The 24,941-nt window shown below is 71.6% G+C and carries 19 protein-coding genes and 2 pseudogenes; 15 read left to right on the plus strand and 6 right to left on the minus strand.

The window, feature by feature from the left end:
- Positions 1-118 precede the first annotated feature (118 nt).
- The 4 genes and pseudogenes from ORI94_RS03345 (at position 119) to aroQ (ending at position 5,587) form a co-directional block, all read left to right on the plus strand.
- Positions 119-2,125: a TerD family protein gene (locus ORI94_RS03345; RefSeq protein ID WP_266072211.1), complete on the plus strand. Its 2,007-nt coding sequence runs from the start codon at positions 119-121 to the stop codon at positions 2,123-2,125.
- Positions 2,126-2,453: 328 nt separating this feature from the next.
- Positions 2,454-3,458, plus strand: coding sequence for a TerC family protein (locus ORI94_RS03350; protein ID WP_266072213.1), 1,005 nt, complete (start codon positions 2,454-2,456; stop codon positions 3,456-3,458).
- A gap of 390 nt (positions 3,459-3,848) precedes the next feature.
- Positions 3,849-5,005 (plus strand): annotated as a pseudogene (locus ORI94_RS03355) (calcium:proton antiporter).
- 108 nt (positions 5,006-5,113) lie between these two features.
- The gene (gene aroQ, locus ORI94_RS03360; RefSeq protein ID WP_266072215.1) at positions 5,114-5,587 is read left to right on the plus strand and encodes a type II 3-dehydroquinate dehydratase; all 474 of its coding nucleotides are present in this window, start codon (positions 5,114-5,116) and stop codon (positions 5,585-5,587) included.
- A 67-nt stretch (positions 5,588-5,654) separates the two neighbouring features.
- Here aroQ and ORI94_RS03365 read toward each other — a convergent pair whose 3' ends face one another.
- Together ORI94_RS03365 and ORI94_RS03370 are read right to left on the minus strand one after the other, a co-directional pair.
- Positions 5,655-6,311 (minus strand): MBL fold metallo-hydrolase, encoded by a 657-nt coding sequence (locus ORI94_RS03365; protein ID WP_266072217.1) that lies wholly within the window; start codon positions 6,309-6,311, stop codon positions 5,655-5,657.
- Positions 6,312-6,321: 10 nt separating this feature from the next.
- Positions 6,322-7,011, minus strand: a complete 690-nt coding sequence (locus ORI94_RS03370; protein WP_266072219.1) for a maleylpyruvate isomerase family mycothiol-dependent enzyme — start codon at positions 7,009-7,011, stop codon at positions 6,322-6,324.
- A 223-nt stretch (positions 7,012-7,234) separates the two neighbouring features.
- Between ORI94_RS03370 and uvrA the strand changes: the two are divergent.
- A pseudogene (gene uvrA / locus ORI94_RS03375) lies at positions 7,235-10,150 on the plus strand (excinuclease ABC subunit UvrA); the annotation flags it as partial.
- 214 nt (positions 10,151-10,364) lie between these two features.
- Here uvrA and ORI94_RS03380 read toward each other — a convergent pair.
- Positions 10,365-11,273 carry a carbohydrate kinase family protein gene (locus ORI94_RS03380; RefSeq protein WP_266072223.1) on the minus strand — a complete coding sequence of 303 codons (909 nt, stop codon included), beginning with the start codon at positions 11,271-11,273 and terminating at the stop codon, positions 10,365-10,367.
- Positions 11,270-12,325, minus strand: a complete 1,056-nt coding sequence (locus tag ORI94_RS03385; protein WP_266072225.1) for a LacI family DNA-binding transcriptional regulator — start codon at positions 12,323-12,325, stop codon at positions 11,270-11,272. Before ORI94_RS03385 ends, ORI94_RS03380 begins: the two co-directional genes overlap by 4 nt.
- A gap of 234 nt (positions 12,326-12,559) precedes the next feature.
- Here ORI94_RS03385 and ORI94_RS03390 point away from each other — a divergent pair, with 234 nt between their 5' ends.
- Positions 12,560-12,979 carry a Rieske (2Fe-2S) protein gene (locus tag ORI94_RS03390; protein ID WP_266072228.1) on the plus strand — a complete coding sequence of 140 codons (420 nt, stop codon included), beginning with the start codon at positions 12,560-12,562 and terminating at the stop codon, positions 12,977-12,979.
- A 46-nt stretch (positions 12,980-13,025) separates the two neighbouring features.
- Here ORI94_RS03390 and ORI94_RS03395 read toward each other — a convergent pair whose 3' ends face one another.
- Positions 13,026-13,973: a hypothetical protein gene (locus ORI94_RS03395; protein WP_266072231.1), complete on the minus strand. Its 948-nt coding sequence runs from the start codon at positions 13,971-13,973 to the stop codon at positions 13,026-13,028.
- A gap of 299 nt (positions 13,974-14,272) precedes the next feature.
- Entirely contained in the window at positions 14,273-14,446 is a 174-nt protein-coding gene (locus ORI94_RS03400; protein WP_266072234.1) for a hypothetical protein, read from the minus strand.
- A 175-nt stretch (positions 14,447-14,621) separates the two neighbouring features.
- Between ORI94_RS03400 and uvrC the strand changes: the two genes are divergently transcribed.
- The 9 genes from uvrC to ORI94_RS03445 all read left to right on the plus strand — a co-directional run bounded on the left by uvrC (position 14,622) and on the right by ORI94_RS03445 (position 24,842).
- Positions 14,622-16,787 carry an excinuclease ABC subunit UvrC gene (uvrC, locus tag ORI94_RS03405; RefSeq protein WP_266072236.1) on the plus strand — a complete coding sequence of 722 codons (2,166 nt, stop codon included), beginning with the start codon at positions 14,622-14,624 and terminating at the stop codon, positions 16,785-16,787.
- A complete protein-coding gene (gene rapZ / locus ORI94_RS03410; RefSeq protein WP_266072238.1) occupies positions 16,784-17,824 on the plus strand; it encodes an RNase adapter RapZ in 1,041 nt (346 codons plus the stop codon). The genes uvrC and rapZ overlap by 4 nt, the downstream gene beginning before the upstream one ends.
- The gene (locus ORI94_RS03415) at positions 17,821-18,891 is read left to right on the plus strand and encodes a gluconeogenesis factor YvcK family protein (protein ID WP_266072240.1); all 1,071 of its coding nucleotides are present in this window, start codon (positions 17,821-17,823) and stop codon (positions 18,889-18,891) included. Before rapZ ends, ORI94_RS03415 begins: the two co-directional genes overlap by 4 nt.
- The gene (gene whiA, locus ORI94_RS03420) at positions 18,882-19,871 is read left to right on the plus strand and encodes a DNA-binding protein WhiA (RefSeq protein WP_266072242.1); all 990 of its coding nucleotides are present in this window, start codon (positions 18,882-18,884) and stop codon (positions 19,869-19,871) included. Before ORI94_RS03415 ends, whiA begins: the two co-directional genes overlap by 10 nt.
- A 910-nt stretch (positions 19,872-20,781) precedes the next feature.
- Positions 20,782-21,789 (plus strand): type I glyceraldehyde-3-phosphate dehydrogenase, encoded by a 1,008-nt coding sequence (gap, locus tag ORI94_RS03425; RefSeq protein WP_042166212.1) that lies wholly within the window; start codon positions 20,782-20,784, stop codon positions 21,787-21,789.
- Positions 21,790-21,937: 148 nt separating this feature from the next.
- Positions 21,938-23,149, plus strand: a complete 1,212-nt coding sequence (locus ORI94_RS03430; RefSeq protein ID WP_266072246.1) for a phosphoglycerate kinase — start codon at positions 21,938-21,940, stop codon at positions 23,147-23,149.
- A 6-nt stretch (positions 23,150-23,155) separates the two neighbouring features.
- Positions 23,156-23,944 carry a triose-phosphate isomerase gene (tpiA, locus tag ORI94_RS03435; RefSeq protein WP_266072248.1) on the plus strand — a complete coding sequence of 263 codons (789 nt, stop codon included), beginning with the start codon at positions 23,156-23,158 and terminating at the stop codon, positions 23,942-23,944.
- Between the two features lie 94 nt (positions 23,945-24,038).
- The gene (gene secG, locus ORI94_RS03440; RefSeq protein ID WP_266072250.1) at positions 24,039-24,272 is read left to right on the plus strand and encodes a preprotein translocase subunit SecG; all 234 of its coding nucleotides are present in this window, start codon (positions 24,039-24,041) and stop codon (positions 24,270-24,272) included.
- A 234-nt stretch (positions 24,273-24,506) separates the two neighbouring features.
- Entirely contained in the window at positions 24,507-24,842 is a 336-nt protein-coding gene (locus tag ORI94_RS03445; protein ID WP_078649359.1) for an RNA polymerase-binding protein RbpA, read from the plus strand.
- Positions 24,843-24,941: the final 99 nt, after the last annotated feature.

The raw sequence follows: 24,941 nt of genomic DNA on the forward strand, positions 1-24,941 counted from the left end.
ACCACCGCCTGTGACGCTGCGGGCAGCACGTCACGAGCGGCACGTCACGAACGACGGAAGACGAGCGGCAGAACACGAGCGACACACGCGAAGCACGCGACACGGGGGGACGAGGACGATGACGGCTGAGCTGGTGCGGGGGCAGAACCACCCGCTCTCCCAGTCCCGTCTCGAGATCCGGGTCTCGGCCGGCACGCCGGTCGTGACCGTGGCCGCGCTCGGCGACGAGGACGGCAGGATCCACGGGGCGGAGTGGGTGGCCCACCCGGGCTCGCCCACCCGGCCCGGCCTGGAGGTGTCGCGGCAGGCCGCGGCCGACCACCGGCTCGCGGTGGACCTGGACGCCCTGGCCGACGCGGTCCACCGCGTCGGCGTGCTGCTCGCCCTGCCCGCCCCCGCCGGCCAGGGCCCCACCCGCTTCGGCACCGTCGCCGCACCCTTCGTCGCGGTCACCGGGCTGGACGGCACCGAAGTGGCCAGCTACACCATCACCGGCCTGGAAGCCGAGACGGCCGTCGTCGCCCTGGAACTCTACCGGCGCCAGGGCGCCTGGAAGGTGCGCGCGGTCGGTCAGGGATACGCCGGCGGCCTGGCCGAGCTCCTCACCGACCAGGCCCTGCCCCAGGCGAGGCGACTCGCGGGCAGCATCGAGGAAGCGGTCGCCCGGGGTCTGGCCCGCTCCGTGCAGGCGCCCCCGCCCCGCCCTTCCGAAGGCGACCGTTCCCGCCGGGCGGCCACTCCGGCCCCCCACTCCGACCAGGGCGGCGGCACCGCACCCCGGGGTGCCCCCGGCCCCGTGCCGCCCGCGTACGGCGGGCAGCCGGCCGGGCCACCGGGCCGGGGCGGAGCGCGGCCGGCCCACCCCGGAGGAGCCGTGGATCCGTCCACGGCGACCGTCGGCGGCCCCATCGACTACAGCCATCCCCGCCGGCCGAGTGCCGCGCCTCCTCCTCCCCCGCCGACCGCGCCCCCGGCCCCTCCGGGACAGCCCGCGCAGCCCGTCGCGGGCGACGCGACCGGCTGGTCCATGGAGGAGCGCCTCTACAACCAGGTCTGGGGCATGTTCGAGGACCTGGCCCGCACCACCGCCGCCTACCGCAGTGCCGTCGACTTCGCCGAGTCCCGCATGGACAAGGAGCTGGAGCAGGTCCTGTCCGACCCGCGCAACCGGATCGGCGGCCAGGGCGACGCGGCACGCGAGGCGGCCGGCGCCCGGCAGGCCGAGCTCGCCGACCGGGCGAGGGAGGCCCTCGACCGCGACCTCGCCCAGCTCGTCGCCGAGGCCGAGGTCGTCGAACCCGCCCTGCCCGCGGCCTACGCACACTGGGACAGCCCCGTCTGGCACGCCTACCGGGTACCGATGGAGATTCCCATGGCGCTGCGCCTGGGCGACCTCCGGCTGCCCGAGGCCGACCGGATCCGCATCCCGATGCTGCTCCGGCTGCCGCTGGAGCGCGGCCTGTGGATCGACAGCGGCCGGACCGACGCCCCGGACGAGTCGTTCACCGACGCCCACGCCATGCGGCGTCTCGCCATGGAGACGGCGGTGGCACACGCGGCACGCCTGCTCGCCGTCCACCCGGCGGGCGAGTTCACCGTGCACGTCGTCGACCCGGCCGGGTCGGGCGCGCAGCCGCTGGTTCCGCTGACGCGCAGCGGTGTGCTGGCGGCCCCGCCCGCCCAGGGCGCCGCGGGCGTCGCGGAGGTCCTGGGCCGGCTCACCCAGCGCGTCGACCTGGTGCAGATGGCGCTGCGCGGCTCGGCGGCCGACTCGCTGCCGCCCGGCTTCGACACCTCCCAGCAGCTGCTGATCGTCAACGACTTCCCGCACGGTTTCGACGACCGTGCCGTGAACCAGCTGCGCTACCTCGCCGACGAGGGCCCGGCCTCCGGCGTCCACCTGATGATGGTCGCCGACCGGGAGGAGGCCGCCGGATACGGCCCGCTGCTCGATCCCCTGTGGCGCTCCCTGCTGCGGCTGACCCCGGTGGCCGGCAGTCATCTGGCCGACCCGTGGGTCGGACACGCCTGGACGTACGAGCCCCCGCTCGTGCCGCCGGGCAGCCAGGTTCTCCAGCAGGTGCTCACCCGGGTCGCCGAGGCCCGACGGGCATGGCGCCCCTGACCGGGCACCCGTGACCGTGTGTCCGTAATCGCCGCGGTGGCGTCCCATCTCTTGGACCCTGCCCTTGCGGTACCACGCCCCACCTGGGACTTTGGTTTTTCCTTTACCCCGCTCTTTACCAAACCTTGGCGATGACGGTAAGGTTTTGCACACGGAGGGGAGTACTCCCTGTCTGTGCGGTGACCCCGTCAATACGGATCAGGCCTGATCCCGGGGCGCCGGCCCATGGCCTGCCCGGTGCAGCCAAGCACCGGAGGGCCCGGGTGGAAGAGACCTCCGGCAGCGATGACGCTGACATTTTCCGTGAGACGTATCTGCCGGAGGCGCAGTGGAAGTTACCTCGACCCTTTGGGTCCTGACCGTCGTGGGCCTTCTCGCCCTCATCTCGATCGACTTCTTGATCGGGCGCAAGCCGCACGACGTTTCCATCAAGGAAGCGGGCATCTGGACCGTTGTCTGGATCGCCCTGGCCGTCCTCTTCGGGCTCGGCCTGCTGGTCTTCGGCGGGGGACAGCCCGCAGGTGAGTTCTTCGCCGGCTACATCACCGAAAAGTCGCTGAGCGTCGACAACCTGTTCGTCTTCGTCCTGATCATGGCGAAGTTCGCGGTGCCGTCGCAGTACCAGCAGAGGGTGCTGCTCATCGGTGTGCTCATCGCCCTGGTGCTGCGGGCGATCTTCATCGCCGCGGGCGCCGCGATCATCGCCAGCTTCTCGTGGGTCTTCTACATCTTCGGTGCCTTCCTGATCTACACGGCCTGGAAGCTCGTCCAGGAGGCCCGCTCCGACGAGGAGGACGAGGAGTTCGAGGAGAACAAGCTCCTCAAGGCCGCCGAGCGCAGGTTCGGCGTGGCCGACCGGTACCACGGCACCAAGCTGTGGATCGAGCAGAACGGCAAGCGGGTCATGACCCCGATGCTGGTCGTGATGCTCGCCATCGGCACCACGGACGTGCTCTTCGCGCTCGACTCGATCCCCGCGATCTTCGGTCTGACCCAGGACCCGTACATCGTGTTCACCGCGAACGCGTTCGCCCTCATGGGTCTGCGGCAGCTGTACTTCCTCATCGGCGGTCTGCTGCGGAAGCTGGTCCACCTGTCCTACGGCCTGTCGATCATTCTCGGCTTCATCGGTGTGAAGCTGGTGCTGCACGCACTGCACGAGTCCGGGGTGCATGTTCCCGAGATCAGCATCCCGGTGTCGCTGGGCGTGATCTGTGGTGTCCTGATCGTCACCACGATCACCAGCCTCAGGGCCTCCAGGAAGCAGGCGCTGAAGGACCGGGCCGAGGAGGGCCGGGCCGAGGGCACCGACAAGGACAGCATCGACGTCTGACCCGGCCTCCGACCCGTCCGGGAACGGGCAGGAGATGTCCGGGAGCGGAGCGCGGCAGGCAGCCACGCACCGCTCCCGGCATCTGCCTGTCTCGTACCGGACCGGGAGAGAACGACCCGCCGGGGGCGCGGTCGCGCTCACTGCCGCCCGCCGCCGACCGTCCCCGGCCGGCAGAGGAGATCATGCGCGACCACCGCGACCACCGCGACCACCGCGACCTCGGAGCGACGGGGACGATGCGAGCGATCGGGTTCGCCGGGCCCGGCGGGACCGGTCGCACGGTCGGGCACCCGTAGGGAGCGGGGACCTCGAAGTGACCCATACGCTGACGCCCTCCTCAGGGTGCCGAGCGATGGAACTCCACGGTCCCTCCAGGTCCGAGGGCTCCGCATGACCGCGTGGATCGGACCACCCGCGGGCCGGTGGACGAGCGCGGTCCCCGTCCTCGCGGTGGTTCTCCTGGCTCTGACCCGGGGAAGCGAACTGTCCGGCGCGGTCATCGCCGTGGCGGCCGTGGTGCCGGCGACAGCCGTGCTGGCCTCGGTGCACCATGCGGAGGTGGTGGTCCACCGGGTCGGTGAGCCCTTCGGGTCACTGGTCCTCGCGGTCGCCGTCACGATCACCGAGGTCGCACTGACCGTCACCCTGATGTTCGACGGAGGGCCCGACACCGCGTCCCTGGCCAGGGACACCGTCTTCGCGGCCGTGATGATCACCTGCAACGGCATCCTCGGTGTGAGTCTGCTGGTCGGTTCGCTGCGGCACGGCACGGCCACCTTCAATCCGGAAGGCGCCGGCGCCGCGCTCGCCACGCTGGCGACCCTCACCCTGGTGCTGCCGACGTTCACCACCAGCAAGCCGGGCCCGGAATCCTCCGGGGTACAGCTCGCCTTCGCCGCGGTCACCTCGCTGATCCTCTACGGCCTGTTCGTCGCGACACGGACCGTCCGGCACCGCGACTACTTCCTGCCCGTGGTCAAGCCCGGCAAGCCCAGGCCGGTCGTGGCCCCGGAGAGCGAGCACACGGCCGCACCGTCCAGCCGCACCGCCCTGATCAGCCTCGGGCTGCTCGGCCCGGCCCTGGTGGGGGTGGTCGGCCTGGCCAAAGGCGTCTCACCCGCCATCGGATCCGGTGTCAAGTCGGCCGGGCTGCCCCACGCCGTCGTCGGTGTGATCATCGCGCTGCTGGTCCTGCTGGTCCTGCTGGTCCTGCTGGTCCTGCTGGTCCTGCTGGTCCTGCTGGCCTTGCTGCCCGAGACCATCGCCGCCGTGCGCGCCGCGCGGCGCGCACGGATGCAGACCAGTGTGAATCTCGCGCTCGGCTCGGCGATGGCCGGCATCGGCCTGACCATCCCGCGGTCGCCACAGCTTCCCTCTGGCTCTCCGGTCCGCTCGTCCTGGGCCTCGGCAACACCCGTACGGTGCTGCTCGCCCCGACCGTGGTCGTCGGTGCCCTGACCGTGCGCCCCGGCCGGGCCACGCCGCTCCAGGGCGGGGTGCACCTGGTGATCCTCGCGGCCTGCCTCGAACTGGCGATCAACCCGTAGCGCCGGAGGCGGTTCCCCCGGCACAGCGGGACCGGGACGACCGTCGGCGGGGCGTGATAGACCTCGTCCCGACCTTTTCCGATCTTTTCCGAACGGACCGGAGGACCTGTGCACCGCAGCCTGGCCGATGCCCCGATCATGATTCTCAACGGCCCCAATCTGAACCTGCTCGGTCAGCGTCAGCCGAAGATCTACGGCTCCGAGACACTCGCCGACGTGGAGGCCCTGTGCGTCGAGGCGGCAGGCGCGCACGGAGGCACGGTGGACCTGCGACAGTCCAATCACGAGGGCGAGCTGGTGGACTGGATCCACGAGGCGCGGCTGGAGCACAGCGGCATCGTGATCAATCCCGGCGCCTACTCGCACACCTCCGTAGCCATCCTGGACGCCCTCAACGCCTGTGACGGACTGCCCGTGGTGGAGGTCCACATCTCCAACATCCACCGGCGCGAGTCCTTCCGGCACCACTCCTACGTCTCGCTGCGGGCCGACGGGGTCATCGCGGGCTGCGGGGTCCAGGGGTACGTGTTCGCGGTGGAGCGGATCGCGGCGCTGGCCGGCACCGGACGGGCACCGGCGTGAGCCCCGCCCCGAAGGGCGGGGCTCACCCGGACCGGCCGGCCCCTGTGCCGTGTCGCCCGGCGGCCGCTCACCAGCCCCGTGCGCGCCACCGGGGCAGCTGCGGGCGCTCGGCGCCCAGCGTGGTGTCGTCGCCGTGCCCGGGGTAGACCCAGGTCTCGTCGGGGAGCACGTCGAAGATCTTCGTCTCGACGTCATGGAGCAGCCGGGCGAACGCCTCCGGGTCCTTGTGGGTGTTGCCCACGCCGCCCGGGAAGAGACAGTCCCCGGTGAAGAGGTGGGGATGCCCGTGCGGATCGTCGTACACGAGGGCGATCGAGCCGGGTGTGTGGCCGACGAGGTGGCGCGCGGTGAGTTCCACGTGGCCGACCCGGACCGTGTCGCCGTCGTCGACCAGGACGTCCGTCGGCACCGGGATGCCCTCGGCGTCGTCCCGGCCCGCGTGGGTGCGGGCACCGGTGGCCGCCACCACCCGCTCGAGCGCCTGCCAGTGATCGCCGTGCCGGTGCGTGGTGACGACGGAGGCGATGCCGTCGTCACCGATCGTGCCCAGCAGGGTGTCCGCGTCGTTGGCCGCGTCGATCAGCAGCTGCTCGTCGGTGGCCCGGCAGCGCAGCAGATAGGCGTTGTTGTCCATGGGGCCGACGGCGACCTTGGTGATCATCAGGTCCTTGAGTTCGTGCACGTCGGCCGCCCCGCCGACCGTCACACGCCCGCTGTACGTCATGGTGGTCAGCCTATAGCGGGGGGAGGGCGGGCAGGGTGCCGGACGTCACCGTCAGCCCCGAGCCGTCACGGCGCCCGGCGAGCCAGCCGAGCAGGGCCGCGGCCGGCCCCCCGACCTCGACCGGGTCGCCGGCCGCCCCGCCCCCGGTGGTCCAGGTCCGGCCGTCGGCGGTGGTCAGACGGGTCGTGGGCACGTCCTGGTGGCCGTCGAACCGCGCCGCCAGGAAACCGATCTCCCGCTCGGTGAACTCCGCCGGGAGGTCCTCGAGCTCGTAGCCGACATCGAGGTCCACGTGGTGCAGTTCCACCTCGGCCCAGCGTCGGAACGGCACCCGGGCCGCCCGGTCCGTGACACTGCCGCGCAGTTCCACGGTGCGCGACCAGTCCGCCGGTGCCGCGCCCACCCGCTGGACGCGGGCCGCCGTCTCCCGCAGGTCCGCGAGCTGCACGTCGAGGGGGCGCGTGGCGTCCCGCTCGATGTCGGCCTCCCGCGCGGCGCCGGAGACGTACATGGGACGCCCCTCCAGAACGTTCACCAAGGCGTCCGCGTTGCGCGCGAGGTGGGCCAGCACGTGGCCGCGGGTCCAGCCCGGAAGCCGTGACGTCTTCGTCACAGCGGCGTTGTCCAGTGTGCCGACCGCGAGGAGCAGCCGCTCGGTTGCGTCGTGTACGGACGCCAGGTCATGGACGTGATCAATCATGGTACCGACCCTAGCCCCGCCACACCTTCGGGTGAAGGCGGCGGGAGAAGAGCGTGAATCGAATGCACGTGCTATAAGCTCGGACGCGGCGTCGGGCATGCTGGAGAGCCGGGAACTGTTGTCAACCCGTGAATCCGACCGGCGTTGTCAGTGGCTCGCCCTAGTGTGAGAAAGCACGGGGGTCCCGCCCCTGTCACTTCTCTCAAGAAAGGTGCGGACCGGCGTGGCCGACCGTCTCATCGTCCGTGGAGCCCGCGAGCACAACCTCAAGAACGTCTCGCTCGACCTCCCGCGCGACTCGCTCATCGTCTTCACGGGCCTGTCGGGGTCGGGCAAGTCCTCGCTGGCCTTCGACACGATCTTCGCCGAGGGGCAGCGGCGCTACGTGGAGTCGCTCTCCTCGTACGCCCGGCAGTTCCTCGGCCAGATGGACAAGCCCGACGTCGACTTCATCGAGGGCCTGTCCCCGGCCGTCTCCATCGACCAGAAGTCGACCTCGCGCAACCCGCGCTCCACGGTCGGCACCATCACCGAGGTCTACGACTACCTGCGGCTGCTCTTCGCCCGCATCGGCAAGCCGCACTGCCCCCAGTGCTCCCGGCCCATCTCGCGCCAGTCGCCGCAGGCCATCGTCGACCGGGTGCTGGAGCTGCCGGAGGGCAGCCGCTTCCAGGTGCTGTCGCCGCTGGTGCGGGAGCGCAAGGGGGAGTTCGCCGACCTCTTCGCCGAGCTCCAGACCAAGGGCTACTCCCGTGCGCGGGTGGACGGCGGGACCGTCCAGCTGTCCGACCCGCCCGCGCTGAAGAAGCAGGAGAAGCACACCATCGAGGTGGTCGTGGACCGCCTCACGGTGAAGGACACCGCCAAGCGCCGCCTCACCGACTCCGTCGAGACCGCGCTCGGCCTGTCCGGCGGCATGGTCGTGCTCGACTTCGTCGACCTCCCGGAGGACGACCCCGAGCGCGAGCGCATGTTCTCCGAGCACCTGTACTGCCCCTACGACGACCTCTCCTTCGAGGAGCTGGAGCCCCGCTCCTTCTCCTTCAACTCGCCCTTCGGCGCCTGCCCCGAATGCGGAGGCATCGGCACGCGCATGGAGGTCGACGCGGAGCTGATCGTCCCCGACCCGGACAAGAGCCTCGACGAGGGCGCCATCCACCCCTGGTCGCACGGGCACACCAAGGACTACTTCGCCCGGCTGATCGGCGCCCTCGCCGACGCGCTCGGTTTCCGCACCGACATCCCCTTCGCCGGTCTGCCGCAGCGCGCCAAGAAGGCCCTGCTGAACGGCCACAAGACCCAGGTCGAGGTCAGCTACCGCAACCGGTACGGGCGCGAGCGCCGGTACACGACGGCCTTCGAGGGGGCCGTTCCCTTCGTCAAGCGCCGGCACAGCGAGGCCGAGAGCGACGCCAGCCGCGAGCGCTTCGAGGGGTACATGCGCGAGGTCGCCTGCGCCTCCTGCGCGGGCACCCGTCTCAAGCCCATCGTTCTCGCCGTCACGGTGATGGGGAAGTCGATCGCCGACATCTCGGCCATGTCCATCAGTGAGTGCGCGGACTTCCTGGGCGAGCTCAAGCTCTCCGCCCGCGACAAGAAGATCGCCGAGCGGGTGTTGAAGGAGGTCAACGAGCGGCTGCGGTTCCTGGTCGACGTGGGCCTCGACTACCTCTCGCTGAACCGCGCGGCGGGCACCCTCTCCGGCGGTGAGGCCCAGCGCATCCGCCTGGCCACCCAGATCGGCTCCGGCCTCGTCGGCGTCCTCTACGTCCTCGACGAGCCGTCCATCGGCCTGCACCAGCGCGACAACCACCGGCTGATCGAGACGCTGATCAGGCTCCGCGACATGGGCAACACGCTCATCGTCGTCGAGCACGACGAGGACACCATCAAGGTCGCCGACTGGATCGTCGACATCGGTCCCGGCGCCGGTGAGCACGGCGGCAAGGTCGTGCACAGCGGGGTCCTGAAGGAACTGCTCGAGAACACCGAGTCGCAGACCGGGCAGTACCTGTCCGGCCGGAAGGCGATCCCGCTGCCGGACGTCCGCCGCCCGCTCGACCCGGCACGCCGGCTCACGGTGCACGGAGCCCGCGAGAACAACCTGCGGGACATCGAGGTCTCCTTCCCCCTCGGCGTGTTCACGGCGGTCACCGGCGTCTCGGGCTCCGGCAAGTCCACGCTGGTCAACGACATCCTGTACACCCACCTGGCCCGCGAGCTGAACGGCGCCCGCAACGTCCCCGGCCGGCACACGCGCGTGGACGGCGACGACCTCGTCGACAAGGTCGTGCACGTCGACCAGTCGCCCATCGGCCGCACCCCGCGATCCAACCCGGCGACGTACACCGGCGTCTTCGACCACGTCCGCAAGCTGTTCGCCGAGACGACGGAGGCGAAGGTCCGCGGCTACATGCCCGGCCGGTTCTCCTTCAACGTCAAGGGGGGCCGCTGCGAGAACTGCTCGGGCGACGGCACCATCAAGATCGAGATGAACTTCCTCCCGGACGTCTACGTCCCGTGCGAGGTCTGCCACGGCGCCCGCTACAACCGGGAGACCCTGGAGGTCCACTACAAGGGCAAGTCCATCGCCGACGTCCTGAACATGCCGATCGAGGAGGCCATGCACTTCTTCGAGGCGGTCCCGGCGATCTCCCGCCACATGAAGACGCTCCACGACGTCGGTCTCGGGTACGTACGACTCGGCCAGGCGGCCACGACCCTGTCCGGCGGCGAGGCCCAGCGGGTGAAGCTCGCGAGCGAGCTGCAGCGGCGCTCCACCGGCCGCACGGTCTACGTCCTGGACGAGCCGACCACCGGACTGCACTTCGAGGACATCAGCAAGTTGCTGACCGTCCTGTCCGGCCTGGTCGACAAGGGCAACACGGTCATCGTCATCGAGCACAACCTCGATGTGATCAAGACCGCGGACTGGGTCGTCGACATGGGGCCCGAGGGCGGTTCCGGCGGTGGCCTGGTCGTCGCGGAGGGCACGCCCGAGCAGGTGGCCGGGGTTCCGGCCAGCCACACCGGCAAGTTCCTGCGGGAGATTCTCGAGCCGGAAAAGATCAGTGATGCCGCACGCCCTGTGAAGGCACCGGCGAAGAAGGCTGTCGGCCGACGGAAGGCGGCAGTCAAGCGGTAGGGGCAGGCGGCTGGGACCGGGCGCACCCCCGCGAGAGCGGGGGTGCGCCCGGGGCCGGGGACCCCCCGAGGAACGGACCTCCCCGCCCCGGCGGGGAGGTCCAGCTCGCCTGCCGTGGGGTCAACGAGGGGTGTGGGGTGAAGCCACGGTCTCCTCCACGCGCCTGCTCGTTGGCCCTCGACCGGCGGCGGAACCGGCGGGGCGGCCGTCAAACGGCTACTTCACGCGCGTACGGAGGCTCCGCGCCCGCGCGCGAGCAGGTGACCGCCGCCGCACGCGCCGCGAAACCGAGCAGCTCCCGCCAGCCGTCCGCGCCCAGCTCGGCCGCCCCCTGCTCGCTGAGTGCGTCCCGGGCCGCCAGACCGTGCAGCAGGGCCGCGTTGACGGTGTCACCCGCTCCGATCGTGTCCACCACCTCGACCCGCTCACCCGGCACGGTGTACTCGCCGCCCTCCCGCGTGAACACGGTCAGCCCGTCACCGCCCCGGGTGACCACGACCGCCGCCGGACCGGCCGCCAGCCACCGCGCGGGGGTGCCGCCGAGCCAGCGGGCGTCCTCCTCGGACAGTTTCAGCAGCGACACCGAGGGCAGCCAGCTCAGGAACCGGCTCCGGTAGGCGTCGGGGTCCGGGATCAGCCCCGGCCGGATGTTGGGATCCAGCGCCGTGAACACGCCCCGCGCGTGGGCGGTGCGCATCAGCTCCTCGTACGCGGTCGCCCCCGGCTCCAGCACCAGGGAGCAGGTGCCGAACGACACCGCGCGGGTGCCGGCCGGCAACGCGTCCGGTGCCGCGAAGAGCCGGTCCGCCGTCCCCTCCACGTAGAAGGAGTAGACCGCCGAGCCGTCCGCCGAGACCGTGGCGACGGCGAGCGTCGTGGGCTCGTCACCGCGCTGCACCGACGACACCGCCACGCCGGTCTCGCGCAGCCGGTCCAGCAGCGCCTCGCCGAAGGCGTCGCGGGACACCCGGGAGCAGAAGGCGACGGGGGAGCCGAGACGGCCCAGTGCCACCGCCGTGTTGTAGGGGCCGCCACCGAGCGCCGGCGTCAACGCCGTGAGCGCGCCCGCGCCCTGCGGTACCAGGTCGATCAGTGCCTCACCGGCTACGACGATCACGAGGGGTCCCTTTCTCGGGTTCCGTGGAGGGCTGCCGGGTCCTGGCAGCCGCAGGAGGTGCGGTGCACGAAGGCGCAGGAGAGCCGCTCGGTCCGCGCGGGCCGGTCCGGCGCGGCCAGGCGGTCCAGGAGCACCTGGACGGCACGGGCGCCGATCTCCTTGCCGGGCTGGGCGATCGCGGTGAGCCGGGGGGAGAACAGGTCCGCCCAGGCGAAGTCGTCGAAGCAGCACAGCGCGATGTCCCCGGGCACGGAGAGACCGTGGGCGCGCAGGGCGCGCAGCGCGCCGATCGTCATGGCGTTGTTCCCGGTGACCACCGCGGTCGGGGGAGAGCCGAGGGAGAGCAGGTCGCCGGTGGCCCGTTCGGCGCCCGCCGACTCGGAGTCGCCGTGCACCAGGAGCCGCTCGTCGAACGGCAGCCCCGCCCCCGCCAGGCCGTGCCGGTAGCCGGTGATCCGTTCGGCGGTGGTGCTGAACCCGGGCCGCCCGGCGACCAGGGCGATCCGGCGGTGACCGAGCCCGGCCAGGTGCGCGACCAGCAGGGCCGTCGGTTCGGTGTTCTCGGCGCAGACCTGGTCGAAGCGCGGGCCGTCCTCCCCGAAATCCCCGACCACCCGGTCCAGGAACACGGCCGGCACCTGATGGCGCCCGAGGTAGGCGAGCAGCTCGCGCGGCTGCGCGGACGGTGCGACGACCACGCCCTCCACCCGGCGCTCGTGCAGCAGCTGCACCACCTTGCGCTCGTGCTCGGGGTCGTCGTGCGGATCGGCGATGAGCAGGCTGTAGCCGTACTCCAGGGCGGCCGCCTCGACACCCTGGAGGATCTCGGTGAAGTACGGGTTGCTGATCGCCGACACCGCGAGCCCGATCGAACGGGTACGGGAGGTCACCAGCGAGCGGGCCAGCGTGTTCGGGGTGTAGCCGAGTTCCTCGACGGCGTCCAGGACCGCCTGGCGGGTGTGCGGGAGCACCGGACGTGTGCCGTTCAGGACGTGCGAGACGGTCGCGACCGAGACCCCGGCGCACCGCGCCACGTCCGTCATGGTCGCCATCGCCCACTCCCTTCGCACACCCGGCCGGCGCGGATGCCCCGTCGTGGCTCCGTGACGGGGAAGCTATCCCATCCGACGGCAGACGTAAACGCTTGCGCAAACGTTTACGTCGCTCGGGCACGTGCGGTCCCCGCCGGTCCCGTCCCGCCCGCCCCACCCGCTCCCCACGCGGCAGGCGGAAGGGGCGCCCCCGGTATGGTCGCCCCGTACCGCCGCCCGACCAGTGGAGTTCCCATGTCCGGCCGATCCGCCGCGAGCCGTCGTACCGTCCTGAGGGGGATGGCTCTCAGCCCTGTGGCCGGACTCGGCCTCACCGCCTGCGGGGGAGGCGAGGAGAGGCCCTCACCGCCGACCGGGCCCGTCGAACTCGGAACGGAGAGCGAGGTCGCCCCGGGGAGCAGCAAGCTGTTCTGGGACCACAACATCGTGGTCAGCCGGAACGAGGACGGCTCCTTCACGGCGTACAGCACCCTCTGCACGCACGCGAGCTGCCCCATCAACCGGCTGAAGGGGACGAAGCTGATCTGCCCCTGTCACGGCAGCGAGTTCGACGCCACCACCGGCAGGGTGCTGCGCGAGCCGGCGGTGGCACCACTGACACCGCTCTCCGTCGAGGCCCGCGACGGCACGATCGTCGCGAAGCCGCGGACATGAGCCGCCGGGCCGAGCCGTGAGGCCGGGCCCGGCCCGGAGCCGGAGGTCAGTCCCAGTCCCAGCCGATCCCCACGTACCCCGTTCGCACGCGTGGTTCGACCAGGTGCACCGAACGGTGCCGGGCGCTGACCGCCAGCTCCTGACGGCTGCCGCGCGGTGCCGCCGCGGAGTGCTGGGTGAACCGGTGGCAGCGCGCCGGGAGCCCCCCGGCGTCGAAGCGCACCTGGAGCGCGTACTGGCCGCCGGGGGAGTCCGTCCCGTGCACGTACTCGCGCGAGACACCGGCCGTGCCGTCCTCCACGGCGTACCGGAAGAGGAACGTGTCACCGGCCCGCAGCCGTGTGTCGAAGAGCAGCTCGGCCGCGAGCAGGCCGGTGTCCTGCTGACGGCGGACGCGGCCGGTACGGCAGTTCTCCAGGGCGTGCACGGTCATCCGGGCCGGTGCGGCACCGGGGTCGCCGTGGTGGACGGCCACGAAGCGGTCGATGCCGTCCCGGTGGGCGCGCACGATGTGGTGGGACTCACGCTCCGCCAGCTCCCGGTGCTCCCCGATCCGCACCCGCTCATGGTGGCCCAGGGTCTGCAGCCCGCTGTCCCGGGTGGCGCCGAGCTCGGCCAGCAGCCTCGTCAGGACGCCCGAGGCCTCGACCAGCGAGCGGTAGGAACGGCCCTGGGGGTGACCGCCCAGCGCCTGCTCGTCGGACTCGGCGAGCAGACGGATCAGCGACTCCTCCGGCAGCTCCAGGATCTCCTCCAGCGCCCGTACGGCCCGCAGCGACTCGGCGCGCTGCGGGCGGCGGGCGCCCTGTTGCCAGTAACTGAGGCTGGTGACACCCACTTTCACGCCATGGCGCGACAGATGGTGCTGCACCCGCTGCAGCGGCAGGCCGCGGGCGGCTATCGCGGCCCGCAGGGCGACATGGAAGGGGCCGCCGCGCAGGGCCGAGTCCAGTTCCGCGGTGGTGGTGTCCGTGTGCGGTGTGGCGTGCGGCATGCAGGGGCCTTTCTCTGATGTCCACAACGGCTGGTCAGGCCGTTCGCTCTGCACACCCCGGGGCCCTCCCCCGTCGGCGCGGAGGGGTCCTCACATCCGTAAGCCGCCGTTCAGGGTCCCCGAGTTCCCCCGCATTGAAGCGTGTTGACCAATTCCCGACAACACCTGATGCCCAACATGTGGGCGCCGCGCGGTGCCCACGTGCGGTGCGCACACGTCAGGGGCCGTGCCGGCTTGAAGGCCGGCACGGCCCCTGACACCCCGCTGATAAGGGTTCCCGCGGCTTCTCCGCGCCTTCCCTACGACCGGCCTGCCGCGCCGCGGCCGTCCTTCGGACGCGGACCCAGGCGCTTGGCGCGCACGATGTCGGGGTCGCGTGGGTCGAGGGAGTCGGGGAGGGCGGCCGTCTCGTCCGCGTACCGGCGGGCGCGGGCGGCCGGCCGTCGTGTTTTCCCGATCCGTGTCTGTCGCATTGTCCGACCAGCCCTCCGACTCGTGACCGCGTCCGCATTCTGCTGGCATCCCGCCCGAGGGGCCGGACCCCCCACCTTCCCGTTTCCCGCCGGTCATAACCCTTCCGGGGCGGTGCCCGGCCCGTGGCCGCACGGCCCCGCCGCCGTGTCGGTGCCCGCCAGTAGGGTGTGAGACATGGCCGACCCCTCCAGCTACCGCCCCAAACCGGGCGAGATCCCCGACTCGCCGGGGGTCTACCGTTTTCGCGACGAGCACCGCCGGGTGATCTACGTCGGAAAGGCGAAGAGCCTGCGCCAGCGCCTGGCGAGCTACTTCCAGGATCTCGCCGGGCTCCATCCGCGCACCCGCACCATGGTCACCACGGCCGCCTCCGTGGAGTGGACGGTGGTGTCCACGGAGGTCGAGGCGCTCCAGCTGGAGTATTCCTGGATCAAGGAGTACGACCCCCGGTTCAACGTCAAGTACCGCGACGACAAGAGCTACCCCTACCTCGCGGTGACGATGAACGAGGAGTTCCCGCGCGTGCAGGTGATGCGCGGTCACAAGAAGAAGGGCGTCCGGTACTTCGGCCCGTACGGGCACGCGTGGGCGATCCGCGACACCGTGGACCTGCTGCTGCGGGTGTTCCCGGTGCGTACCTGCTCGGCCGGTGTCTTCAAGAACGCCGCCCGTACCGGCCGTCCCTGCCTGCTCGGCTACATCGGCAAGTGCTCGGCGCCCTGCGTGGACCGCGTCTCCGCCGAGGAACACCGTGAACTCGCCGAGGAGTTCTGCGACTTCATGGCCGGCCGCACCGGCACCTATGTGCGCCGCCTGGAGCAGCGGATGACCGAGGCGGCCGAGGAGATGGAGTACGAGCGGGCAGCCCGCCTGCGCGACGACATCGGGGCCCTGAGGAAGGCCATGGAGAAGAGCGCGGTGGTGCTCGCCGACGCCACCGACGCCGACCTGGTCGCGGTCGCCGAGGACGAGCTGGAGGCGGCCGTCCAGATCTTCCACGTGCGCGGCGGACGCGTGCGCGGCCAGCGCGGCTGGGTCACCGACAAGGTGGAGGAGATCACCACCGGTGCCCTGGTGGAGCACGCCCTGCAGCAGCTGTACGGCGAGGAGACCGGCGACGCCGTCCCGAGGGAGGTCCTGGTCCCCGCGCTGCCCGACCCGGTGGAGCCCGTCCAGCAGTGGCTCACCGGGCGGCGGGGCTCGGGCGTCTCCCTGCGGGTCCCGCAGCGCGGGGACAAGCGGGCCCTGATGGAGACCGTGGAGCGCAACGCCCAGCAGGCCCTCGTCCTGCACAAGACCAAGCGCGCCTCCGACCTGACCACGCGCTCGCGCGCGCTGGAGGAGGTCGCCGACGCCCTGGGCCTGGACAGCGCCCCGCTGCGGATCGAGTGCTACGACATCTCGCACCTCCAGGGCGACGACGTCGTGGCCTCCATGGTCGTCTTCGAGGACGGACTGGCCCGCAAGAGCGAGTACCGCCGCTTCCAGATCAAGAGCTTCGCCGGCCAGGACGACGTCCGGTCCATGCACGAGGTGATCACCCGCCGCTTCCGGCGCTATCTCGCCGACAAGGAGCGCACCGGCGAGTGGAGCGAGGGCACGGAACCCGACGGCGGGCAGTCCGTGGACGGCACGACCGTCGGAACCGCCGCGAACGCCGGGGCCGCCGGTGGCTCCGCCGTACCGTCCGCGGACACGCTCACCGAGGACGACGGCCGCCCCAAGCGCTTCGCGTACCCGCCCCAGCTGGTCGTCGTCGACGGCGGCGCCCCCCAGGTCGCGGCGGCCCGCCGGGCCCTGGAAGAGCTGGGCATCGACGACATCGCGGTGTGCGGCCTCGCCAAGCGGCTGGAGGAGGTGTGGCTGCCGGACGACGACGACCCCGTGGTGCTGCCCCGCACCAGCGAGGGCCTCTACCTGCTCCAGCGTGTCCGGGACGAGGCCCACCGCTTCGCCATCGGCTATCAGCGCGTCAAGCGGGCCAAACGCTTCCGGTCCGGTCCGCTGGACGACGTGCCCGGCCTCGGAGAGGCCCGCAAGCAGGCGCTGATCAAACACTTCGGTTCGGTGAGGAAGCTGCGCGCGGCGACCCTCGAACAGATTTGCGACGTGCCCGGTGTGGGCCGCAAGACGGCCGAGGCGATCACCGCCGCCCTCGCCGGGGCGGCCCCCGCCGGTCCCGCCGTCAACACGGCGACGGGCGAGATCATGGATGACATGGTGGGCACGGATGACATGGACGGCATGGACGAGACGGAGGAACCCGGGAAGTCCGGGGGTCCTCCCGGGGCGCCCGTGACCACGGGCGCCCCGGACGATCGACGGGGGCTGGAGACATGACCGAGCACGAGACAGGCCAGGACACCGGTCGGGACACGGACCGGGACACGGGCGCGATCCGGGGCGGGGTCCAGGACACCGCCCCCGGGACACGGCAGGGCGACGGCGACGGCGACGGAACAGGTGACGGAGCACAGGTGAGTACGGGCAAGGAAACGGCCGGGGCCCCCGAAGCGGCGATCCCCGAGCTGGTGATCATCTCCGGCATGTCCGGGGCCGGCCGCTCCACGGCCGCGAAGTGTCTGGAGGACCTGGGCTGGTTCGTCGTCGACAACCTCCCGCCCGCGCTGATCCCCACCATGGTGGAACTCGGCGCCCGCTCCCAGGGGAACGTGGCCCGGATCGCGGTCGTCGTCGACGTCCGCGGCCGGCGCTTCTTCGACAACCTCCGTGAATCCCTCGCCGACCTCGACCACCGGGGCGTCACCCGGCGGACCGTCTTCCTGGAGTCCTCCGAGGAAGCCCTGGTGCGCCGCTTCGAGTCGGTACGCCGCCCGCACCCCCTCCAGGGCGACGGCCGCATCGTCGACGGCATCACCGCCGAGCGCGAACTGCTGCGCGAACTGCGCGGCGACGCCGACCTGGTGATCGACACCTCCAGCCTCAACGTGCACGAACTGCGCGCCAAGATGGACGCCCAGTTCGCCGGCGACGAGGAGCCCGAGCTGCGGGCCACCGTGATGTCCTTCGGCTTCAAGTACGGCCTCCCGGTCGACGCCGACCTGGTCGTGGACATGCGGTTCCTGCCCAACCCGCACTGGGTCCCGGAACTGCGCGCCTTCACCGGCCGCAACGAGGAGGTGGCGGCGTACGTCTTCAACCAGCCCGGCGCCAAGGAGTTCCTCGACCGGTACGCCGAGCTGCTGCGGCTGATCGCCGCGGGCTACCGCCGCGAGGGCAAGCGCTATGTGACCATCGCCGTCGGCTGCACCGGCGGCAAGCACCGCTCGGTCGCCATGTCGGAGAAGCTCGCCGCCCGACTCGCCGCGGAGGGTGTGGAGACGGTGGTCGTCCACCGGGACATGGGACGGGAATGACCGCACGTACTCCGCGGCTGCACCGGCTGCGCCGGGTGGTGCCCGAAGGGCGCGCCGCCGGACGGCAGACCGGGGCCCGCGGTGCCAGGCCGCGACGCCGCGGCGCCCAGCCCAAGGTGGTCGCCCTCGGCGGCGGAATGGGGCTGTCCGCCTCGCTCGCCGCGCTGCGCCGGATCACCGGCGACCTCACCGCCGTCGTCACCGTGGCCGACGACGGCGGCTCCAGCGGGCGGCTGCGCGACGAACTGGGTGTGCTGCCGCCCGGCGACCTGCGCAAGGCGCTGGCCGCGCTGTGCGGCGACGACGACTGGGGCCAGACCTGGGCCCGGGTCATCCAGCACCGCTTCCAGTCCAGGGGCGAGCTGCACGAGCACGCGGTCGGCAATCTGCTGATCGTCGCCCTGTGGGAGCAGCTCGGCGACCACGTCCAGGCCCTGGACCTGGTGGGCCGGCTGCTCGGCGCGCACGGGCGGGTACTGCCCATGTCGGCCGTACCACTGGAACTCCAGGCGCTGGTGAAGGGCCACGACCCCGAGCGCCCCGAGGCCGTGGACACCGTCCGCGGCCAGGCGACCGTCGCCCTCACCCCCGGCGAGGTGCAGTCCGTGCACCTCGTGCCGAACGATCCGCCCGCCGTCCCCGAGGCGGTCGAGGCGGTCCTCGACGCCGACTGGGTGGTGCTCGGCCCCGGCTCCTGGTTCTCCTCGGTCATCCCGCACCTCCTGGTGCCGGAGCTGCTGGACGCGCTCATCCGGACCAAGGCGCGCCGGGTACTCTCCCTGAACCTCGCCCCGCAGCCCGGAGAAACCGAGGGCTTCTCCCCGCAGCGTCATGTGGAGGTTTTGGGACGACACGCCCCTAAACTCGCCCTGGACGTGGTGCTGGCCGACGAGGCCGCCGTGCCCGACCGCGACTTGCTGACCGACGCCGCCGAGCGGCTCGGCGCCGCGGTCGAGCTGGCGCCGGTGGCCCGGCCCGACGGAAGCCCCCGGCACGACCCGGAGCTGTTGGCCGCCGCGTACGACCGTATTTTTCGGATGCATGGAAGGATCGGCCCATGGCGATGACGGCAGCGGTGAAGGACGAGGTTTCCCGGCTCCCCGTCACCCGGACCTGCTGCAGAAAGGCGGAGGTCTCCGCCGTTCTGCGGTTCGCCGGCGGCCTTCACCTGGTGAGCGGGCGCATCGTGATCGAGGCGGAGCTGGACACGGCGATGGCCGCCCGCCGCCTCAAGCGGGACATCCTGGAGATCTTCGGCCACAGCTCCGAACTGATCGTGATGGCACCGGGCGGACTGCGCCGCGGCTCGCGCTACGTCGTCCGGGTGGTCGCGGGCGGCGATCAGCTGGCCCGCCAGACCGGCCTGGTGGACGGCCGGGGCCGGCCGATCCGGGGGCTGCCCCCCCAGGTGGTCTCGGGGGCCACCTGCGACGCCGAGGCGGCCTGGCGCGGGGCGTTCCTCGCGCACGGCTCCCTCACCGAGCCGGGCCGCTCCTGCTCCCTGGAGGTGACCTGCCCCGGCCCGGAGGCCGCGCTCGCCCTCGTCGGCGCCGCCCGCCGCCTGCACATCCCCTCCAAGGCCCGCGAGGTGCGCGGCGTGGACCGGGTCGTCGTCCGTGACGGCGACGCCATCGGCGCGCTGCTCACCCGGCTGGGAGCGCACGACTCGGTGCTGGCCTGGGAGGAGCGCCGGATGCGCCGCGAGGTGCGGGCCACGGCGAACCGGCTGGCCAACTTCGACGACGCCAACCTGCGCCGCTCGGCCCGCGCGGCCGTCGCCGCCGGCGCCCGGGTGCAGCGTGCCCTGGAGATCCTCGCCGACGACGTCCCCGAGCACCTCGCCGCGGCCGGGCGGCTGCGCATGGAGCACAAGCAGGCCTCGCTGGAGGAACTGGGCGCGCTCGCCGACCCGCCGTTGACCAAGGACGCCGTGGCCGGCCGGATCCGCCGGCTGCTCGCGATGGCCGACAAGCGCGCCGGCGACCTCGGCATCCCGGGCACGGAGGCCAACATCGGCGAGGAGCTCGTCGACAACCTCGTCGGCTAGGACCCGTGACGGAAGTGGCGTCCTCGCCCGGAGGGCGGCCGCGCGGTGTCATGAGGGGGACCCCTGCTCGAGCGGAGCCGAGAGCTTGGGGAGCGTGCTCCCGGTGTGCCGCCCGGGAGCCCTCGTACCGGGCGTGCCCGGGCTTTCGGGCGGCGCGGCGGGAGCGTGTGCCGGGCGTCGTGCGGCACGCGCCCCTTCCGCCACAGGCTCCAGGACCTGTCCGTCGGGCCGAGTCGGAGGTGGCGGCGGGACCCGTCCGGCCGGGGTACCTCTGCTCGAAGATTTCGGGGGCGCGTGCCGGGCCCCGCGTCTCCGGTACGGTCGCCGGACACGTCCTGGCGTCCTCGACGCCGGATCCCCCCCGCCGTGCGGTACCTTCGGCGGGACCGCCGCCGCCCGTGTCCGTCCTCGGCGTGCCGTCCGGGAGCCCCTTGGGCCGGCTGCGTGCACGCGTGCGCAGGGGTGGTCCGCGAGGGCTGCGGGGCGGGGCCGGTGCCGTGCCGCCGGGCGACGGACAGGGCCTTGTCGTGGCGGGTGGCGTGCCCCGGCCGGACACGCCGGGTGTTCTCCGCCGTCCCGTCGGCCCGTACGCCCCCGTATGCCCTCGGCGGGCCGAGGGCGCCGCCGGGAAAGGCCGACGGGCGGGGGCCGTCGGCGGTCCAACTCGGCAGCGGGCCACGGGGCGTAGGGCCTGCGGCCCGGACCGGGCCGCCCTTCGTGACAGAGCCGCACGGGGTCCCCCGGCCTGGGCGGTCCGTACCCTACTGGCGGGTAAGGGGCGGCCTGCCGGGAATGGTCCGACTCGATGTCACGGGCACGGGGCCGGAGAGGTAGGGTCGGGGGTGGTCGGGGACATCCCAATACAGCTCGCCGGCGACTTGAGCCGGCGCACCAACGAGGAGATCGGTTCGTGACGATCCGCGTAGGCATCAACGGGTTTGGCCGCATCGGCCGGAACTACTTCCGCGCATTGCTCGAGCAGGGCGCAGACATCGAGATCGTGGCGGTCAATGACCTGGGTGACACCGCGACCACTGCCCACCTGCTGAAGTACGACACCATTCTGGGCCGCCTCAAGCAGGAGGTGACCCACACCTCCGACACGATCACCGTCGGCGACAAGACGGTCAAGGTGCTCTCGGAGCGCGACCCCGCGGACATCCCGTGGGGTGAGCTGGGCGTCGACATCGTGATCGAGTCGACCGGCATCTTCACGAAGAAGGCCGACGCCGAGAAGCACATCACCGGTGGCGCCAAGAAGGTCATCATCTCGGCTCCGGCCAAGGATGAGGACGTCACCATCGTGCTGGGCGTCAACCAGGACCAGTACGACCCGGCGAACCACCACGTCATCTCCAACGCCTCCTGCACCACCAACTGCGTGGCGCCGATGGCGAAGGTGCTCGACGAGAACTTCGGCATCGTCAAGGGCCTGATGACGACGGTGCACGCGTACACGAACGACCAGCGCATCCTTGACTTCCCGCACAAGGACCTGCGCCGCGCCCGTGCCGCCGCCGAGAACATCATCCCGACGACGACCGGTGCGGCGAAGGCCACCGCCCTGGTGCTCCCGCAGCTCGAGGGCAAGCTGGACGGCATCGCGATGCGCGTCCCGGTGCCGACCGGCTCGGTCACCGACCTGGTCGTCGAGCTCGGCCGCGAGGTCACCAAGGAAGAGGTCAACGCCGCCTTCCAGAAGGCCGCCGAGGGCGAGCTCAAGGGTCTCCTCGAGTACACGGAGGACCCGATCGTCTCCTCCGACATCGTCAACGCCCCGGCGTCCTGCACGTTCGACTCGTCCCTGACCATGGTCCAGGACGGCAAGAGCGTGAAGATCATCGGTTGGTACGACAACGAGTGGGGCTACTCCAACCGCCTCGTGGACCTCACGGTCTTCATCGGCAACCAGCTCTGATCGTGGAGCAGACCGCCTGATATGAGTGCAGGGCTCGGCCGGCGCGCCAACGCGCTGTCCGAGCCCTGACGCGCGTATCGGAGCGGTCGACCGCTTCCGATCACGAGTGATCACGAGCGAACACAAGCTCTTCTCCAGGAGTCCCTTCATGAAGACGATCGACGAACTCCTCTCCGAAGGGGTCGCGGGCAAGCGGGTCTTCGTCCGCGCCGACCTCAACGTGCCGCTGGACGGCACCACCATCACCGACGACGGCCGCATCCGCGCGGTGCTGCCCACCGTCAGGGCGCTCGCCGGGGCGGGCGGCCGTGTCGTCGTCGCCTCGCACCTGGGCCGCCCCAAGGGCGCCCCGGACCCCGCCTTCTCGCTCGCCCCGGCCGCCGCCCGCATGGGCGAACTCCTCGGTGCCGACGTGGCGTTCGCGACGGACACCGTCGGCGAGTCCGCCACCGCCACCGTCGCCGGCCTCGCCGACGGGCAGGTCGCGGTCCTCGAGAACCTGCGCTTCAACGCCGGCGAGACCGCCAAGGACGACGCCGAGCGCGGCGCCTTCGCCGACCGCCTGGCCGGTCTGGCCGACCTCTACGTGGGTGACGGCTTCGGCGCGGTGCACCGGAGGCACGCGTCCGTGTACGACCTCCCGGCACGCCTCCCGCACGCCGCGGGTCATCTCATCGCCACCGAGGTCGGCGTCCTGAAGAAGCTCACGGACGACGTCCAGCGGCCCTACGTCGTCGCCCTCGGCGGCGCCAAGGTCTCCGACAAGCTCGCCGTCATCGACGAACTGCTCGGCAAGGCCGACCGCATCCTCATCGGCGGCGGCATGGCGTACACCTTCCTCAAGGCCAAGGGCTACGAGATCGGCACGTCGCTGGTCCAGGAGGACCAGCTGTCCGCCGTCACCGAGTACCTGGAGCGCGCCGAGAAGAACGGCGTCGAACTGCTGCTGCCGGTCGACACCCTGGTCGCCGAGGCGTTCCCGGACCTGAAGACCAAGGCGCCGGCCAACCCCGCCGCCGTCGCCGCGGACGCCATGCCGGCCGGCCGGATGGGCCTGGACATCGGTCCCGAGACCTGCACGCTCTACGCCTCGAAGCTCGCCGACGCGGCCACCGTCTTCTGGAACGGCCCCATGGGCGTCTTCGAGCACCCCGACTACGCCGAGGGCACCAAAGCGGTCGCCCAGGCCCTCCTCGACTCCCCGGGCTACACCGTGGTCGGCGGCGGCGACTCCGCCGCGGCCGTCCGCACCCTGGGCTTCGACGAAAAGGCATTCGGCCACATCTCGACCGGAGGCGGCGCCTCCCTCGAATACCTCGAGGGCAAGACGCTCCCCGGCCTCGCCGCACTGGAGGACTGACCCTCAATGACCGCTGCTGAAAAAGGCCGCACCCCGCTGATGGCGGGCAACTGGAAGATGAACCTCAACCACCTCGAGGCCATCGCCCACGTCCAGAAGCTCGCCTTCGCGCTCGCCGACAAGGACTACGAGGCCGTCGAGGCCGCCGTCCTGCCGCCCTTCACCGACCTGCGCTCCGTGCAGACCCTCGTCGACGGCGACAAGCTGAAGATCAAGTACGGCGCCCAGGACATCTCGGCGCACGACGGCGGCGCCTACACCGGCGAGATCTCCGGTCCGATGCTGGCCAAGCTGAAGTGCACGTACGTGACGGTCGGGCACTCCGAGCGCCGGCAGTACCACGGTGAGACCGACGAACTCGTGAACGCCAAGGTCAAGGCCGCGTACAAGCACGGCATCACGCCGATCCTGTGTGTCGGCGAGGAGCTGTCCGTCCGCGAGGCCGGCACCCACGTCGCCCACACCCTCGCCCAGGTCGAGGGCGGCCTGAAGGACCTGCCCGCCGAGCAGGCCGAGTCCGTCGTGATCGCCTACGAGCCCGTGTGGGCCATCGGCACCGGCAAGGTCTGCGGCGCCCAGGACGCCCAGGAGGTCTGCGGCGCCATCCGCGGCAAGCTCGCCGAGCTGTACTCGCAGGACGTCGCCGACCAGGTCCGCATCCAGTACGGCGGCTCGGTCAAGTCGGGCAACGTCGCCGAGATCATGGCCCAGACCGACATCGACGGCGCGCTGGTCGGCGGTGCCTCGCTGGACGCGGACGAGTTCGTCAAGATCATCCGCTTTCGCGACCAGTGAGTAGGCTCTAGCCGCGATCCGTCGTACCCTTGCGGGGTCCAGTCCGTGCTGGACCCCGCGTCGTCCGTCCGAATCCGAGGAAGTTGGTCCAGCCGTGGTTTTGGGGTTCTCGATCGCCCTGATCGTCTTCAGCCTGCTGCTGATGCTGCTGGTGCTGATGCACAAGGGAAAGGGCGGCGGCCTCTCCGACATGTTCGGTGGCGGCATGCAGTCCTCCGTCGGCGGTTCCTCGGTCGCCGAGCGCAACCTCGACCGGATCACCGTCGTGGTCGGTCTGCTCTGGGCCGTGTGCATCATCGCGCTCGGCGTCATGATGAAGACGAGCTGACCCCGGCGAAAGACCCTGGCGGACGATCCGCCCGCATCGGGTACGCATTCCCCGCGTAAGGCCCCATGTCCGGTACGCGCGGCACAGCGCGGCCTATCATGGGGCTTGCGTCTGGACAGGGGAGCGGTAACTCCAATCACTGGACGCGCGTTGGGCCTTACGTAGACTGAGGCGCTCGCAGCGAAGCGGAACGCCGACTCGCTTCGCCGCGCCATCACGCAGGGAGTTACAACCGTGGCAAGTGGCAACGCGATCCGGGGGAGCCGGGTCGGGGCGGGGCCGATGGGCGAGGCCGAGCGCGGTGAGTCAGCGCCGCGGCTGCGCATCTCCTTCTGGTGCTCCAACGGGCACGAGACCCAGCCGAGCTTCGCGAGCGACGCGCAGGTCCCCGACACGTGGGACTGCCCCCGCTGCGGCTTCCCGGCGGGCCAGGACCGGGAGAACCCTCCGGACCCGCCGCGTACCGAGCCCTACAAGACGCACCTCGCCTATGTGCGGGAGCGGCGCAGCGACGCGGACGGCGAGGCGATCCTCGCCGAGGCGCTCGCCAAACTGCGGGGCGAGATCTAGCAGTTCGGTCCGGCACCAGTGCTGCTTCGCTCCGACACCGGTGCCGCGGTGTACCCGCGCCGCGGTGTACCGACGCCGTACCCGTGCCGTGCTCGCGCC

The organism is Streptomyces sp. NEAU-W12 (assembly GCF_026242095.1).
GTDB lineage: Bacteria > Actinomycetota > Actinomycetes > Streptomycetales > Streptomycetaceae > Streptomyces.

Bases quoted from the DNA above. Each gene is read 5' to 3' on its own strand.
- ORI94_RS03345 (WP_266072211.1), top strand. From the start codon at position 119: ATGACGGCTGAGCTGGTGCGGGGGCAGAACCACCCGCTCTCCCAGTCC.
- ORI94_RS03365 (WP_266072217.1), bottom strand. From the start codon at position 6,311: ATGACGTACAGCGGGCGTGTGACGGTCGGCGGGGCGGCCGACGTGCAC.
- ORI94_RS03370 (WP_266072219.1), bottom strand. From the start codon at position 7,011: ATGATTGATCACGTCCATGACCTGGCGTCCGTACACGACGCAACCGAG.
- ORI94_RS03385 (WP_266072225.1), bottom strand. From the start codon at position 12,325: ATGGCGACCATGACGGACGTGGCGCGGTGCGCCGGGGTCTCGGTCGCG.
- ORI94_RS03390 (WP_266072228.1), top strand. From the start codon at position 12,560: ATGTCCGGCCGATCCGCCGCGAGCCGTCGTACCGTCCTGAGGGGGATG.
- ORI94_RS03395 (WP_266072231.1), bottom strand. From the start codon at position 13,973: ATGCCGCACGCCACACCGCACACGGACACCACCACCGCGGAACTGGAC.
- ORI94_RS03400 (WP_266072234.1), bottom strand. From the start codon at position 14,446: ATGCGACAGACACGGATCGGGAAAACACGACGGCCGGCCGCCCGCGCC.
- uvrC (WP_266072236.1), top strand. From the start codon at position 14,622: ATGGCCGACCCCTCCAGCTACCGCCCCAAACCGGGCGAGATCCCCGAC.
- rapZ (WP_266072238.1), top strand. From the start codon at position 16,784: ATGACCGAGCACGAGACAGGCCAGGACACCGGTCGGGACACGGACCGG.
- ORI94_RS03415 (WP_266072240.1), top strand. From the start codon at position 17,821: ATGACCGCACGTACTCCGCGGCTGCACCGGCTGCGCCGGGTGGTGCCC.
- whiA (WP_266072242.1), top strand. From the start codon at position 18,882: ATGGCGATGACGGCAGCGGTGAAGGACGAGGTTTCCCGGCTCCCCGTC.
- ORI94_RS03430 (WP_266072246.1), top strand. From the start codon at position 21,938: ATGAAGACGATCGACGAACTCCTCTCCGAAGGGGTCGCGGGCAAGCGG.
- tpiA (WP_266072248.1), top strand. From the start codon at position 23,156: ATGACCGCTGCTGAAAAAGGCCGCACCCCGCTGATGGCGGGCAACTGG.